The organism is Fluviicola sp. (assembly GCF_039596355.1).
Lineage (GTDB): Bacteria > Bacteroidota > Bacteroidia > Flavobacteriales_D > Crocinitomicaceae > Fluviicola.
Genome location: NZ_JBCNJW010000002.1, coordinates 153,753 through 169,978 on the forward strand (window position 1 = coordinate 153,753; position 16,226 = coordinate 169,978).

The window sequence follows — 16,226 nt, forward strand, 5'->3', positions numbered from 1 at the left end:
CTTTTTTGGGCAAAGATAATTTTAAATTCAAGATGCGAAATTTAAAATGATGCTTCGGCTAACCCAATATTGATTGGATAATGGAAAAGGTAAAATTTAAAAGTGAAATGGTTCGATGAACAATTTCGAAATTGTCACGAACATGAAGAGACAAGCTCATGACACTGAGGGTCTGGTCTCTATTTTCACTTTTACCTTTTCAATGCTTAATGATACATTTTCAATTTACTTGATTTTGACCGAAATTTCCATCTCGAACAAGGCTACAATGTCTCCGTTCAGGTCTTTTGCAGTGACTTTCACCCAATGATTCTGACGTTCGTTTGTCTGGATAGCTTTCAAAACCTGTTCACGGATGATTTGTCCTTCAGTACAGCTGAATTCCACATCTGTTTCTGCCCGTTTGATGAATTCGGCTTTCATTCCTTTAAATGCAAAGGAAGGACGCACATTCAGTTCATCGCAGAAGTAAAATGCCGGTAATCCTGCCGTTACATCCGCTCCAACTGCCAAAGCTCCGAAATACATGCTTTTCAGATGGTTTTTCGTACGTCGTCTCAGTTTGATCCGAACCAGGACATCGTGATCCGTTATCCGGATCAGGCGTGGTTTCACATAACCGATCATCGGAATTTTGACGATTCCCATCAGACGCAGCATCATGCTGTATTTTTTTAAATTGGATGCACTCATTTTACCAGGGTTTCAATGATTTCTTTCACCGGACGAATGGCTTTCACGTGTTCGATGCTTGGCCCGGCACACCAAACGGTTTTATATGTTGCGCTGAATGCCGCTTTTTCCAGCGATTTCATTCCGCGATAAAATGTCATTGCTTTTGCCCATTTTTTCAGGCGTTTATTCCGGTTCAGAAAACGTTCCAACCCGGATTGTTCCGTTCCGATTTCCTGCACATACGGAGTATTGATCACCGTACAGGGAGTTCCTGACAATTTGGATGTCATAACGATATCTTTTGCCCCGTATTCCACGCAGGCTTGCTTATATTCTTCCGAAACGCCCGCTTCAGTCGATGCAATAAAAACCGAACCGATGGAAAAACCATCCGCTCCTGCCTCAACCAATTCGTCCATTTCAGCTTTGGTTCCTACTCCTCCAGCCGAAATAACCGGAATTGACAATGCCTCTTTCATACTTCGGATCAATGCTTTCGGGTCTATTTTCCCGGCATGTCCACCCGCACGGTTGTTGACCGCAATCACCGCATCGGCACCCAATTGCTCTACTTTTTTCGCGTACTCCAAATCTGTTACATCACAGAATACTTTGATTCCTCTTCCCCGTGCCGCATCAATGACTTTTTTGGGAGATCCCAGTGAAGTAATGAAAAAATCCACTCCTGCTTCCACACAGATTTTCAGTTGTTCTTCCATGTAGATATTGGATGCATTCACAATCAGGTTAATCCCGATCGGGCCTTCTGCCCGGGCTTTCATCCGTTTCAAGCCTTCTTTCAATAATTCCGGAGAACGGTAGTTTAAGGCTGGAATTGAGGCTGCGATACCGTGGTCTGTACCAGCGAGAATCATCGCTTCATTCGAAACCAAAAACATGGGAGCCATAATAATCGGATGCTCGATATTCAATAGTTCGCAGAGGGCTAATTTTTCCATCTTCAATTGATTGCAACCAAATATACAAAAATTAATTATGCACGCATATATTTTCTTTTAGCCGGAAGGTAAGATTTATAGCGTCAGGAGTCAATACTCCTGCTGATAACCTACTGAATACAAAAAGCCCCGGTCATTGAGCGAAGTCGAAATGCCGGGGCTTAATCTTCTTTCTGATTCGATTACTTTCCGAAACCTAACTTAATTCCTGTGATGGCATTGATACGGATTCCGTTATCTCTGTAAGTCTCCCATCTTGGAGAAACATTCCCGGATCCCGGAGGATTTTCATATGTTCCGACGCTCTGTCCAGTAATGTTAAACGTACCCAAACCTACCCCGAAATACATATCCAGGCAGAAGTTTCCGTCTCCCGGCCAGAATTGCAAGCCCATATTGAAGCGGAAAATAAATTGATTGATACTTGACCGTGCATTATCAAGCATATAATAGGATTCATCTTTATTGGTGTAGTTGTACTGTCTGAATTTAAACACCGGAGACAGGTAAAGTCCCTTCATTTGAGAATCATCGGATGCCGGGTAAAAACGCGGAGCCAATGAAACATGGAAACCAACTGCCGCAGCCGCGTCGTAGTCGATCGCGTTGAAATCCCACAATCCGAGATCTCCCTGCCATAATTTTTGATTTCCGAAGTTCAATCCGAACTGGGAGATGGTCGGCCCCAATTCCAATTCCATGCTGACAAGTCTTGCCAAACGTTGTTCGTAACTAAAGTTGAATTCGCCTGCTGCTAATTGTGTAGGCGAGAATTTGACTGCAAATTTTCTATAACCGGATTCTTCCTGTGAATAGGTTGATAAAGAAACTGCTGAAAGCATAATAACTCCTAAAAGCTTTTTCATATGTTCAGTTTATTTCAGGCAAAGAAACCATTTTTTTATGAAATCCTAAACTTTCCGATTATAATCGACCCTTTGAAAAATTAAAATACCGAAATTTGTATATGGCAAATTCATCAGACTGGATAAGTGCGCTTCGTTTAAGAACACTTCCCCTATCCGTTTCAGGAATATTGGTTGGATCCTTTGTTGCAGTTTATCAGGGATACTGGAATCCGATCATTTTTTCATTAGCTCTTTCAACGACCCTGCTGTTCCAGATTTTGTCGAACCTGGCAAATGATTTGGGAGACTCATTGAAAGGAGCGGATAACTCCGGTCGAATCGGACCTATGCGGGCTGTTCAGTCGGGAGCGATTTCGAAATCTGCCATGAAAAACGCCGTTGTTTTCACTGCTGCAATTTCTTTTGTCAGTGCTGGATTCCTGATTTATTTCGGAACCAAACACCTTTCTCCGGCGAGCATTTACATCTACATCGGACTGGCGATTGCTTCTGTTTTAGCAGCCATTACTTACACGATCGGTAAAAAAGCATACGGTTACAACGGTCTTGGTGATGTCTTTGTATTCATCTTCTTTGGTCTGGTGAGCGTCATGGGCGTTTATCCGTTGTTCTCCGACACACTTTCCTGGGAATTGATTCTTCCGGCGGTAACAATCGGTTTTCTGAGTACAGCCGTTCTGAATCTGAACAACATGCGCGACCGCGAAAACGACGAAAAGGTAGGGAAACGCACATTGGTTGTAAAACTGGGAGCTAAAAATGCCAAACGCTATCATTTCTTCCTGGTTTCAACGGCTTTTGCCAGCTGGATTTTATTCCTGGTGTTGAGCAAAAACTGGTTGGGATTCATTTCCCTGATTCCGGCAATTCTCTTTGCGAAACACCTCGTTTTCGTAGCAAAGAACAGCGTTCCGAAAGAATTGGATTCTCAGTTGAAAACAGTAGCTCTGGGAACTTTTTTCATCAGTGTATTGTATGTGATCAGCGTTTCTGTTAATCAATGGATTCTCTGAAAAACCAGCAGTTATCTGCTTCATACGAGGCTTTTGTTCTGAACTTCAAACGTCCGAGCGGTACAAGTCGTGGTGTTTTGACACAGAAAAAGGGCTGGAAACTAACCCTTACAAATACTGAGGGAATCATCGGGTTGGGAGAATGCTCTGTCATTCCGGGTTTATCGCCCGATTATCTTTCGGATGAGCAGTACGAAGCACAACTGAAGCTGGTTTGTCAAAATCCGCTCCGTTTTATCGAAGACAAGGTATTACTCCTTGATTTTCCTTCTATTTTATGTGGCCTGGAAAGTGCTTTTTTCGATCTGCAAAACGGGGGGAAAGGGATTTACTTCGACTCCGGGAAGAAGGAACACGGATTCCGGATTCCTATTAACGGATTGATCTGGATGGGCGATGAATCGTTTATGCAGGATCAAATCGAAGAGAAATTAGCAGCCGGATTTTCCTGCATCAAACTGAAGGTAGGGGCAATTAATTTCCAGCAAGAGTTGAAATTACTCGAAGGAATCCGCTCACGCTTCGATGCGTCGAAAATAACACTCCGGGTAGACGCAAATGGTGCCTTTCATCCCGATGAAGCGCTCCGCAAATTGGAAGAACTCTCCAAACTGGAGATCCACAGTATCGAACAACCGATCAAAGCGGGATTTCGAAAGGAAATGTCAGATTTGTGTGCAAAAACGCCACTCCCGATTGCTTTGGATGAAGAATTGATCGGGGTGAATCTCCGGAATGAGAAAATCGAACTGCTCGATACTATCCGACCGCAATACATTATTCTGAAACCAAGTCTGCACGGAGGTTTTAGCGGGTCAAAAGAATGGATCGAACTGGCTGATGAACGGAAGATTCCGTGGTGGATCACTTCCGCCCTGGAAAGTAATATCGGGCTGAATGCAATCGCTCAGTTTACCGCAACATTCAATCCATCTTTGCCGCAGGGACTTGGGACCGGAGGTTTGTATGAGACGAATTTCGATGCACCGCTGGAAATTGAGAATGGTTTTTTGCGGTATCAGTCGGCGGTTTAGACTTTTATAGATCGGGCGTAATTCCGCAATATTACGCCCAACCTTCAGTTTCAAAAAAATGGTTTCTACCCGACGTAATATTGCGGAATTACGTCAAAAACGAGATCTCTTTTTCGAAGAAAAAATCACAGTTCTTTTCCTGGTCGTCCCAATATTGGGAAATGACGTCACCCCTCTCCCAAAATCATTTAATTAACCTCCAAAACCGGACACACAATCCCAATTTTATCCGTAATTTCCGCTTTGAAAAGACCGTTGAAAAATCAAAGAACTATGAATATTGAAGCATTTAAAAACAGTGTCACACTACCGGTCATTGCATCTCCGATGTTTTTGGTTTCCGGAAGCAAATTAGCCATCGCGTGCTGTAAAAACGGAATTGTCGGAACAGTGCCTTCTCTCAACGGAAGAACAGCGGCCGATTTCGAACAAATCCTGATAGAAATCACCAGCGAACTCAAAGCGTTCGAAGCAGAAACAAACATCAAACCTGCTCCTTTCGGTGTCAACCTGATTGTAAACAAAACCAACCCGAGATTGATGCCCGACCTGGAGTTGTGTGTCAAGTACAAAGTTCCGTTAGTGATTACCTCACTCGGAGCAGTGAAAGAAGTGGTCGATGCCGTACATGCATACGGAGGTTTGGTTTTCCACGATGTGATTAAAAAACGACACGCTGAAAAAGCTATCGAATCCGGTGTGGATGGAATTATTGCTGTTGCAAACGGTGCCGGAGGACATGCCGGAACAGCCAACCCGTTTGCGCTGGTCGAAGAAATCCGCTCGTTCTATTCCGGGACATTGATTTTAGCAGGAGCCATTACCAAAGGAAAAGATATTCTTGCGGCAGAAAACATGGGCGCTGATTTTGCTTACATGGGAACGCGATTCATTGCTACGGAGGAAAGCATGGCACAAGCAGATTACAAAAACATGCTGGTTGCTTCCCACATCGACGATATCATCTATACCGATGGTATTTCGGGAGTAAACGCCAACTTCCTGATTCCCAGCATTGAGAAATCAGGCATTGACATTTCGCAGAAAAAAGAAGAAGACTTTTCCAAATTGTCAGCGGAACATAGCAAGGCATGGAAAGATATCTGGTCAGCCGGACAAGGCACTACTGGAATTGACAACGTTGAATCTGTAACCGAATTGGTCAATTCCCTGAAAAAAGAATACAAGGAAGCCCTTCTGAAAAACCAGGAGAAACTCGCGAATCTGAAATTTTAATTCAAAGAATTTACTCCGGACAAGGCAACCAATTTGAATGGAGACAGTCTATCGAAAAGGAAAGCGGAAAAGCACTCCTAAAAATGTTAACCGCCAACCCTCAAACTTTAGAACTTAAGAAAACAAAAAAAGCCCCGTTGATTGCTCAACGGGGCTTTCTTATTCTTTATTCCTTTAGGAAAGTAACTTTTGTTACAGGTCGGCACTAACGTTTCTCCAATCAGTAACTTTGTTACTTCTTATCGTTTACTTCTTCGAAGTCTACATCCGTTACTTCGTCGCTTGCATTTCCTCCGGCGTTTCCACCTTCAGCTCCTGCACCGCCACCTGCATTTGCAGCATTATACATCTCTTGTGAAGCAGCCTGGAATGCGTTGTTCAAACGCTCCATTGCCGGCTCCAGGTTTGCCATGTTTTTTGCTTCGAATTCCGTTTTCAACGCTGTCAAAGCATCTTCGATCGGTTGTTTCTTATCTGCAGGAATTTTATCACCGTATTCTTTCAACTGACGCTCAGTTTGGAAGATCAATGAATCCGCTTTGTTCAACGTTTCTACTTCCTCTTTACGTTTTTTGTCTGCATCTGCGTTTGCTTCTGCTTCTGCTTTCATACGTTTGATTTCTTCGTCAGACAAACCGGACGATCCTTCAATCTTGATAGACTGCTCTTTCCCTGTTCCTTTGTCTTTTGCAGAAATGTGCATGATTCCGTTTGCATCCACGTCGAATGTTACTTCGATTTGCGGTTCACCACGACGAGCTGGTGGAATGTCTGTCAATGAGAAACGACCCAATGTTTTGTTGTCGTTCGCCATTGGACGCTCACCTTGCAATACGTGGATATCTACTGCCGGCTGGTTATCTGCTGCCGTAGAGAATGTTTCGGATTTCTTGGTTGGAATAGTGGTATTCGCTTCGATTAATTTCGTGAATACCCCACCCATTGTTTCGATTCCCAAAGACAATGGAATAACATCCAACAACAAGACATCTTTTACTTCACCTGTCAATACACCTCCCTGGATTGCAGCACCAACTGCTACTACTTCATCCGGGTTTACACCTTTTGAAGGAGCTTTTCCGAAGAAACGCTGAACAGCATCCTGGATCACCGGAATACGTGTAGAACCACCTACCAGGATCACTTCATCGATATCGCTTGTAGACAATCCTGCATTTTGAAGAGCAGAACGACAAGGAGCGATTGTTCTTTCAACAATTGAAGCAATCAATTGCTCGAATTTTGAACGCTGCAAGGTTCTCACCAAGTGTTTCGGAATTCCGTTCACCGGCATGATGTATGGCAGGTTGATCTCTGTAGAAGTTGTAGAAGACAACTCGATTTTTGCTTTCTCAGCTGCTTCTTTCAAACGTTGCAAAGCCATTGGATCCTGACGCAAATCAAGTCCTTCTTCTGCTTTGAACTCTTCAGCCAACCACGTGATGATTGCCTCATCCACATCGTCACCTCCTAAGTGCGTATCTCCGTCTGTTGCCAATACTTCAAATACTCCGTCTCCCAATTCAAGGACAGAAACGTCATGCGTACCACCACCGAAGTCGAATACTACGATTTTCTGGTCGACTCCTTTTTTATCCAAACCATAAGCCAATGCTGCTGCTGTAGGCTCGTTGATGATTCGTTTGATTGTCAAACCTGCAATCTCTCCGGCTTCTTTTGTAGCCTGACGCTGCGAGTCGTTGAAGTATGCCGGAACGGTTACAACCGCTTCAGTAACTGTCTGACCTAAATAATCTTCAGCCGTTTTCTTCATTTTCTGAAGAATCATTGCTGAAATTTCCTGTGCCGTGTACAAACGTCCGTCTATATCCACACGAGGTGTATTGTTATCGCCCTTTACAACATTGTAAGGTACGCGAGCTGCTTCTTTCTGTGTGTCATCGAATGATGAACCCATAAAACGTTTGATTGAATAGATAGTTTTAGTTGGGTTCGTGATAGCTTGACGTTTAGCAGGATCTCCTACTTTGATCTCGCCACCCTCTACAAACGCTACCACAGATGGAGTAGTTCGTTTACCTTCAGAATTTGCGATTACAACTGGCTCATTTCCTTCCATTACAGAAACACAAGAGTTTGTTGTTCCTAAATCGATTCCAATTATTTTTCCCATTTTTATTTACTTTTCGTTTTTGATCTGAAATTTCCTTCTTTTAGTCAAAGGTTGTGCCAGCAGTTTGACGACACTGTTTTCTGTCAAAAATGGCAGAATTTGAAGTTTAGCGTGTTCATTTTACTGACGAAGTTGACAAACAGGCTGCACCGATTATGTCATTTTGTCACTTTCAGAATCCCCAATCGAAAGACAGATCGATTTTGGAAATCGCCATTTTGCGATTTCGCAATATTACGAATCGAAGTAACCATGCGGGTTACAGCGCCATTTTGAGCAAATATCCGGTTAAAAAAGCCCTTGATCCAAGGTCGATTCCTGATCTTTTTTATTGAAAACCAGGTAATAAACAGGAATTCCTGTCAGGATCAATACAATGCTTCCGAAAGTGTCCCAAAACGTAAACACTGTCAACGAAACGCAGATCACCACGGCAAAAACCAGGTACAAAAACGGCACCACCGGGTAACCGAATGCTTTATATGGTCGTGGAGCATCTGGCATGGTTCTTCTCAGTTTGAACAACCCGAGAATTGTCACAATATAGAAAACCATCGATCCGAAAGTCGCGAACTTGATCAAAATGCCATAGGAACCGGAACAACACAATACAATCGCCCATAAGTTCTGAATCCACATCGCCCAGGCAGGAACGCCAAAACGGTTAATGGTACTTGCTTTCCGGAAGAACAATCCGTCTTTCGACATCGCATAGAACAAACGTGACCCCGCCATGATCAAGCCGTTATTACAACCGAATGTCGAAATCATGATCAGGATCGCCATCAGGTAATTGGCAGTTTGACCAAAAAGCATGAATGCGGCAGAAGTACCCACGCGGTCCGAACTTGCAAATTGAATTCCGGTGGAGAGCACACTTTCTTTCGAATACACAAAATCACCTTCAAAAGGAGTTCCCTGAAGCGGCAATAATCCAAGGTAAGCAACATTTGCCAGGATATACAGGATGGTCACGATGAAGGTTCCCAAAAACAAAGATCGGGGTAGGTTTCGCTCCGGATTACGGATATCTCCGGCAATAAAGGTCACATTATTCCACGCATCGGAAGAAAAAAGCGAGTTAATGATGGTGGTGGAAAGTACGATGACCAAACCTACCGTCGTCAAATCAGTTGTGAGCCAGCTTCCGTCAGCTTGTTTTTTAGTCGAAGTCGCTTCCCACATGTACTGAAAATTTTCATCGAAAAAGCCGGAAGAGATTCCCAGGATGATTCCCGCTACAATCAAAACAGCCAGCGCAATGAGTTTCGAACTGGTAAAAATGGCCTGGATAATCTTTCCATAGTTGATTCCGCGTACATTCAGAAAGGTCAGAATCAGGATCGTTCCCACACCGACAAAATTCGCCCCATTGATCTTCATAGCGCCGAATTCCAGCAACGTTTCATCGACCAGAACCGGAAAAAAGACACCGGCAAACTTCCCGAATGCCACTCCAACTGCTGCAATTACCCCTGTTTGAATCACCGTAAAAGTGGTCCATCCGTACAAAAAGGAAGGTAATTTCCCCCAGGCTTCGCGGATGTAAACGAATTGTCCGCCTGCTTTCGGGAACATCGCCGCCAATTCACCATAGCTCAGTGCTCCGAACAGCGTAATCACTCCCGTCATCAGCCAGGTAAACAACAACCAGCCGGAACTTCCGAGATCCCGAGCCATTTCCGAAGAAACGATGAATATTCCGGAACCGATCATACTTCCCGCAACCAAAAAGGTCGCGTCCATCAATCCCAGGGATTTTTTTGAGTTTTCTTCCATAAGCAGTCATAAAAAAGTCCCGCCGTAAACAGCGAGACTTCAACTAATTTTTCAAATCTTATTCTTCAGAGGATTCTTGTTGTTCACCGATTTTACTATTTCGTCTTCCGTAAGTGAAATAGATCAAAAAGCCCACAATCATCCACAATCCTGCAACCGTTAAAGTTGTCAGATCCAATGCTACGATCATGAAGGCACAAACAATGATTCCCAAAATAGGAACCAATGGAACCAGCGGCGTTCTGAACGGTCTTTCCAAATCCGGGAATTTTTTGCGCATCACAATGATTCCGGCACATACGATTACGAATGCAAACAAGGTTCCGAACGAGGTCAAATCTCCTGCAACGCTTCCCGGCACAAATGCGGCAAAAGCTCCCACAAGTACAAACAAAATCAGGTTTGATTTGTAAGGGGTACGGAATTTCGGGTGCAGATCGGAGAATACTTTCGGGATCAATCCGTCTTTTGACATGGAGTAGAACACGCGGGATTGTCCCATCAGCATCACCAGGATCACGGAAGAGAATCCGGCAAGAATCGCAATCGTAATTCCGGTTGCCAGCCAGCCATAGCCGTGCATATACGTATTTACCGCATAAGCTACAGATGCTTCTTTTCCTGCTTTTTCATATTCCTGCCATGGAGCAACTCCCGTCAATACGTGTGCAAACAAAATGTACAGAATTGTACAGATTACCAGCGATCCCAAAATTCCGATCGGCATGTCTCTTTTCGGGTTTTTAGCTTCCTGCGCTGCAGTTGATACGGCATCAAATCCGATGAATGCAAAGAATACAATCGCTGCACCTCCAACTACTCCACCCCAACCGTGGCGGAAAATTCCTTCGTGGTTTTCAACTCCTTCCGGAATCAGGTAAGGCGTATGATTTGCCGGGTTGATAAATTTCCATCCGATCGCGATAAATACCAATACGATCGCCACTTTCAGGAATACCATCAATCCGTTGATAAATGCAGATTCCTGCGTTCCTTTGATCAATAACAGAGTTACAGCCAGCAAAATCGCCAGTGCCGGAGCATTCAGGTAGCCGGAAGTTGTTTGTACCTGCGCTTTTAATTCTGCGCTCAATCTTCCCAATTCGCTGTCGGAAAGGATCACTACTCCGTTTTTAGCTGTTTCGATTAATTCTTTCGGAAGCTGTGTAATATATTCTGCACCAGCTAGTTTATTCACATGTTCAAACGGAGAGTGACACCATTCATAGGGTATGGCCCCGCCGAGCAGGTTATTCAGATATTCACTCCAGGCGATTGAAACGGTAGCCGCCCCCAATGCATACTCCATCAATAAAGCCCATCCGATGATCCAGGCTACGATTTCTCCGAGTGTTGCATAGGAATACGTGTAAGCGCTTCCAGCGATCGGAATCGTTGATGCAAATTCTGCATAACACAATCCTGCGAAAGCACAACCAACAGCTGCCAAAGCAAAAGACAAAGTCACCCCTGACCCGGCTGCTTCACCTGCCGCTGCCGCTGTTCTTACAAATAGACCCGCTCCGATAATTGCACCGATTCCAAGGGCAATCAATGACCATGCTCCGAGCGTTTTTTTCAATCCCCCTTCATTTGCTGCTGCCTCTTTCAGCAAAAGCGGAATGGATTTCTTTTTAAAAATATTGGACATAAGTTTTAATAGTTAATTTCTGTTTACCGTTATGATGTAACCGTTAGTAAATCGTTTTCAAGTCGCTAAAGATAGAAAAAATGTGAATGAATGCTAAATTCAAAATATTTGTTCCGATTTTAACTACCTTATTTCAGTTTCGTAAACTTTCGACTACATTTGAGTTAAAGAACCTTGCAATATGTGGATATTTCGATTCAGCTCCAATCTCAAGAATTTTTTCCGTCTGCTTTCCATTATCCGGATTATCATAGGGCATTACCTGGCTAACTGGCTCACAACCGGCCCATTGCGGGTAATCTTCGACCCGAGAGGAAAGAACCGGAAAACGCGTTCGGAAAGACTCCGACTGATTATTGAGGACTTAGGCCCTACGTTCATCAAATTCGGACAGATTGTAGCCGACAGGCCTGATATTGCTTCGGAAGGACTTCGTTCCGAGTTGAAAAAATTGCAATCTTCTGCCCGACCCATGCCGGACGATATCGCAATCCAGATCATCGAAAACGAAATCGGAGCGGATATGGATTCTGTTTTTGCGGAATTTACTCCACACCACATCGCATCGGCATCCATTGCACAGGTTTATCGTGCTAAGCTCATCACGGGCGAAGAAGTGGTTTTGAAAGTACAACGCCCCAATATCCGGAACAAAATCCGTCTGGACATTAAACTCCTGCAGATTTTCGCCCGGAAAATCCAGGCTCAGTACCCGGAGATCAGCAACTTCAACCTGATCCGCTTCATCGAGGATTTCGGGGATATCATGCTCAAAGAGCTGGATTTCATGAACGAAATGTCGAACATGATGCGCTTCACAAATATGTTTAAGGGCGACGATCGGGTATATATTCCGAAAGTATTCAGTAAATATTCGACCTCCAAACTCCTGATCATGGAGTACATCGAAGGAGAAGCTCCGGATAACCTGGCAAACCTCATCACCAAAGGATATGACGCAAAAATTATTGCCGAAAACGGGGTCAACATCATTTTGAGCATGATCTTAAGACATGGTTTTTTCCATGCCGATCCACACTCCGGAAACATTTTCATCCGCAATGACAACCAGCTCGTATTGATCGACTTCGGGATGTGTGCGAGTTTAAAACCCAAACAAATTGACGGATTAATCGACTTCCTGATCGGCTTTTCGGACGGGAATCCGCATAAAATTGCCAAAGCGCTCCTCAAACTGACAGAAGTAGACAGTTTGCGCGATATGGAAAGCCTGGAGTTCGAAATCCGGGAACTGACCCAGAAATACACCTATTTCGATTACGACGACGTGGACATCTCCGGCTTGTTTACCGACACATTCAAATTGCTGATGAAGTATGGTATCTCTATTCCAAGTAGTTTATACATGCTCCTGAAAACGCTCGTAACCATTCAGAAAGTAGCCGAATCGCTACAGGTGAAACTCGATCTGATCGAAATGGTGAAACCATACGCCAAAGAGAAAATCAAGGAACGTTTCGGGTGGAAAAACATCAAATCCAAAGTGGTGAGTTCTGCGGAGGACTACCTCTACCTGATTGAAACCCTCCCGAAAGATATCCGATCCATCGTAACCGGATTCAAACAGGACGGACTCAAACACAACATCAAGATCGGTGAAGACGGCAATTCCATCGGGAATAATCAGCTCAGATGGCATATCTACCGTTTTGGTTCGATCATGCTACTAGGAATCTTGCTGATTTCAGCAACCTTGCTGAAAGTATTTAACGTTCAAACGGTGATTTCCAAAGACGGTCATCCGGTCATGCAGGAGATTTTCGGTAATTTCCCGGATGTCTTTTTCGTAACTGTTGTGATTATCTGTATATTCGCCGCACTACGAATGATGTTCAGAGCAAAATAAACAGATGAATTTATTTACCACCAAATTGAATCAAACCCGTGAACATTTGATTCACGGAGATATTGACCTGGGGTTTCGCTGCCTGGTTGATTGTGTGCTGGATACCCAGAACACCAACCATTACCGGGCCGTAATCGACCTGGTTGAATGGCACGAAGCGCATGAAAATGACAACGAGGCCTACACGGAAAAGTTGCTCCAACTGACCGATTCATTAACCAATGAAACGGTTCTGTTTAACGAAATTCCGACGTTACTGGCCGTTGACACGCTTGTGAAAGAATATCCCCGCAGCAAATTCAGCATCGGGCCGATTTCCCTGGATCTAAAAGCTGGTGAAATCTGGGGACTTGTTGGTGAGAACGGAAACGGAAAAACCTCGCTGTTGCGCACACTAGCCCAGGATTTGTCTTACGATTCGGGAACAATTCAGTACACGAATGAACTTCAAAAGCTGAATTCCTATGAACTCAAAACGCATCTTGCCTACATTCCGCAACGTACGCCGAAATGGCACGGAAGCCTGAAAAGCAACCTCAAGTTTGCCGCAAGCCAGTACGGAACCTTCGGAGAAGAAAACGAGTTGATCGTATTGATGTACATCATCCGTTTCGGGCTCTGGAAATTCCGGCACCACCGCTGGAGCGAATTGTCTTCCGGTTACAAAATGCGTTTTGAACTTGCACGAACCTTTCTGCGTAAACCGAAGTTATTATTACTCGATGAACCTTTGGCAAACCTGGATGTTCTGGCACAACAGCTCATTTTGGAAGACTTGAAGAACATGGGGAAAAGCTTATCCAATCCGCTCGGGATTATTTTGAGTTCCCAGCAGCTTTTCGAAGTTGAAAAAGTGGCAGACAAGGTTATTTTCCTCAAACAGGGGAAACCGGTTTATTCGGATCACTCTGGACAAGCGGATGTGAATGAAAATACCACCCCCGAAACCATCCTTGAGTTGGACGCACAAATCACCAAGGAAGTACTTCTCCAAATTCTTTCGGTTCACCAGCCCACAAAAGCATCGTACAACGGCGGAGTTTTCCTGTTACATTTCAGTGCGGAACAACACATGAATGACATCATGCAAACGCTCATCAACCACCAGGTTCAAATGACGTATATCCGAGATATTTCCAAATCAACCAGACGCTTATTTATCCAACATTAACCGCATGAAAAAAATAAAGCAACTCGATAGGTTTCTACTTGAACGTTTCCCGCTGATCTGGCACACTAAAATCGTTTATGTGCTTTTTTTCAGTGTAATCACCAGCTTGTTTTTTTACATCTGGGGTGTTACCTACACAACCAATTACCTGATCAATAATTTCAGTGTCAGCCGCTTTATCGAACATTCCAATGCCATGCTCTTTTTGGTCATCCTGTGGTTGATCGGAATCATTGTCTGGTCGCTGAGTTTTTTCCGGAAAAGTGCCATCCGGCATTTTTACCCGCTTCAGCGATTCTACCTCACGCGTTTGTTCGGGTTGTTTGTCATCATTTTCTGGAGTTTTTCCTGGCCGTTATTCAGCTTTCAATGGGGAGTGAATCACAAAGTACGCGAACTGGCTCCACAAGAAGAACTGAAGGCCATGATTTCAACGATCAATCTCTCGCAGGTTCTGCTTGGAATGGAATCTCCAAGTTACCGTTCCTACCTGAACATGGCCCACCCGGAAGTTCAAATCATCAGTTACGACAAAAACAGTGAATCGTGGAGTAACAGCATAAAAATCATCGATTCAAGTATGATGGAAACCGGAGGAAAGCTCAGCAGTCCGTTCCTCACAGATTATCACCCGGGAGAGAACCTCCGCTATACGGACACAGTCAACAGGCAGTTGATTCAGTTCGTCACGTACAAAAACATCGTTGAAGGCAATCCCTGTAATCGTCACAATTACGATTACGTGACCGGATGGAAAAAATATGCTGATCTGGTTCCCTATAAACCATTCGATCTGAGACTTTGCAAAAATCAACTCATACAACCAAACAAACTGGATAAACAACCCATTTCTATTTTTAACTCCTACTATTTCTCCTTTTACGGCTATCGTCATTCGTACCGTTATTACGATTATTCCGAAGTTCACCCGTCACGCGAATTCAACCGGGAAGTTGTCGATCTGTTTAACTCTGAAAACACTTATGACAAGGGAAAACAGGTATTGGATCGGTATGCCCGTTTTTTATCCAAACACGAGGTTCGCCATTCACTGAACACCGATTCGATCTGGAGTTATGTTTTGAATCATGCGGATCGCTTCATCGTGAAGAATCCTGTTTCGGGATCTTCTGAAGACCCCGATTTCATCTCTTCCATTCAAAATAATTACAATGGGATTACGGAATACGAAAAATTCCGTGCCAGTCAGGATCAGAATTACTATCACACTCCCATGTATTTTGTGGCTAACACCGAAGTCAGTGAATTGTATGAAAATGCCGCAGAAGTTTATGCTTACAGTTACTCCTGGCCGCTCATCATGAGCTCACTATTCGGAGCTGTGGCCCTGGCTTTTATCTTTCTATTGCTTTCCATCGGAAATATCATTCACATGTTAATTGCTGTTCCAATAGGAGGAGCACTCGTCATCCTAAATGTATTTTTCTTCTTTTTTGCAGTCTATAGACGCACTGAATATGGAGTAGATATCAATTTCCGTGTCTTTTCTCAAATGCTTGTCTTTGCATTCATTCTCTATTCGCTGTTTTTCATCTTTTACCGGTCTAAAAAGGTGGGCAAAGCTGTCTTAAACATCACCATGTACCTCTGTTTTGTGGCTGCACCGATCATTCCGTTTGTTGCTGCGATCTTCTTCGATCTGTTATTGACGGAAAAAGCCACCCGCTGCTATGAAACATACCGGATTCATACGTCTTTGTTTTATGTGATCTGCGACCCTTTGTGGATTTTACTCATCGGAACCGGTTTCATCGTTTTATTCACCGCATTTATAAAACCGATCCTTTCGAAACCGGAGTAAGAAAAATTACAGGAAA

Annotated in this window: 12 protein-coding genes; 6 read left to right on the plus strand and 6 right to left on the minus strand. The window is 43.9% G+C overall.

Going from position 1 to position 16,226, the window contains the following annotated elements; translation table 11 throughout:
• Positions 1-225: 225 nt before the first annotated feature.
• The 3 genes from ABDV94_RS05885 to ABDV94_RS05895 form a co-directional block, all read right to left on the minus strand.
• Positions 226-693, minus strand: coding sequence for a DUF4442 domain-containing protein (locus ABDV94_RS05885; protein ID WP_343605601.1), 468 nt, complete (start codon positions 691-693; stop codon positions 226-228).
• On the minus strand, positions 690-1,634 hold the full coding sequence (locus tag ABDV94_RS05890; protein ID WP_343605603.1) for a nitronate monooxygenase: 945 nt from the start codon (positions 1,632-1,634) through the stop codon (positions 690-692). The genes ABDV94_RS05885 and ABDV94_RS05890 overlap by 4 nt, the downstream gene beginning before the upstream one ends.
• Positions 1,635-1,816: 182 nt before the next feature.
• Positions 1,817-2,500 (minus strand): hypothetical protein, encoded by a 684-nt coding sequence (locus tag ABDV94_RS05895; protein WP_343605604.1) that lies wholly within the window; start codon positions 2,498-2,500, stop codon positions 1,817-1,819.
• Positions 2,501-2,601: 101 nt separating this feature from the next.
• Here ABDV94_RS05895 and menA point away from each other — a divergent pair, with 101 nt between their 5' ends.
• The 3 genes from menA (at position 2,602) to ABDV94_RS05910 (ending at position 5,786) form a co-directional block, all read left to right on the plus strand.
• Positions 2,602-3,516, plus strand: coding sequence for a 1,4-dihydroxy-2-naphthoate octaprenyltransferase (gene menA, locus ABDV94_RS05900; protein WP_343605605.1), 915 nt, complete (start codon positions 2,602-2,604; stop codon positions 3,514-3,516).
• The gene (locus ABDV94_RS05905; RefSeq protein WP_343605606.1) at positions 3,504-4,550 is read left to right on the plus strand and encodes an o-succinylbenzoate synthase; all 1,047 of its coding nucleotides are present in this window, start codon (positions 3,504-3,506) and stop codon (positions 4,548-4,550) included. The genes menA and ABDV94_RS05905 overlap by 13 nt, the downstream gene beginning before the upstream one ends.
• Before the next feature lie 273 nt (positions 4,551-4,823).
• Positions 4,824-5,786 carry a nitronate monooxygenase gene (locus ABDV94_RS05910; protein ID WP_343605607.1) on the plus strand — a complete coding sequence of 321 codons (963 nt, stop codon included), beginning with the start codon at positions 4,824-4,826 and terminating at the stop codon, positions 5,784-5,786.
• Between the two features lie 232 nt (positions 5,787-6,018).
• Here the strand turns inward: ABDV94_RS05910 and dnaK are convergent, their stop codons facing one another.
• From dnaK to ABDV94_RS05925, 3 genes are all read right to left on the minus strand, one after another.
• Positions 6,019-7,920, minus strand: a complete 1,902-nt coding sequence (gene dnaK, locus ABDV94_RS05915; protein WP_343605608.1) for a molecular chaperone DnaK — start codon at positions 7,918-7,920, stop codon at positions 6,019-6,021.
• Between the two features lie 288 nt (positions 7,921-8,208).
• On the minus strand, positions 8,209-9,699 hold the full coding sequence (locus tag ABDV94_RS05920) for an amino acid permease (protein ID WP_343605610.1): 1,491 nt from the start codon (positions 9,697-9,699) through the stop codon (positions 8,209-8,211).
• 58 nt (positions 9,700-9,757) lie between these two features.
• Positions 9,758-11,350: an amino acid permease gene (locus ABDV94_RS05925; RefSeq protein ID WP_343605611.1), complete on the minus strand. Its 1,593-nt coding sequence runs from the start codon at positions 11,348-11,350 to the stop codon at positions 9,758-9,760.
• Positions 11,351-11,531: 181 nt separating this feature from the next.
• Here ABDV94_RS05925 and ABDV94_RS05930 point away from each other — a divergent pair, with 181 nt between their 5' ends.
• Genes ABDV94_RS05930 through ABDV94_RS05940 form a run of 3 tightly spaced genes read left to right on the plus strand, consistent with a single transcriptional unit; the run spans position 11,532 to position 16,210 of the window.
• The gene (locus ABDV94_RS05930; RefSeq protein WP_343605613.1) at positions 11,532-13,217 is read left to right on the plus strand and encodes an AarF/UbiB family protein; all 1,686 of its coding nucleotides are present in this window, start codon (positions 11,532-11,534) and stop codon (positions 13,215-13,217) included.
• Positions 13,218-13,221: 4 nt separating this feature from the next.
• The gene (locus tag ABDV94_RS05935; protein ID WP_343605615.1) at positions 13,222-14,388 is read left to right on the plus strand and encodes an ABC transporter ATP-binding protein; all 1,167 of its coding nucleotides are present in this window, start codon (positions 13,222-13,224) and stop codon (positions 14,386-14,388) included.
• Positions 14,389-14,392: 4 nt separating this feature from the next.
• The gene (locus ABDV94_RS05940) at positions 14,393-16,210 is read left to right on the plus strand and encodes a hypothetical protein (protein WP_343605617.1); all 1,818 of its coding nucleotides are present in this window, start codon (positions 14,393-14,395) and stop codon (positions 16,208-16,210) included.
• Positions 16,211-16,226 lie beyond the last annotated feature (16 nt).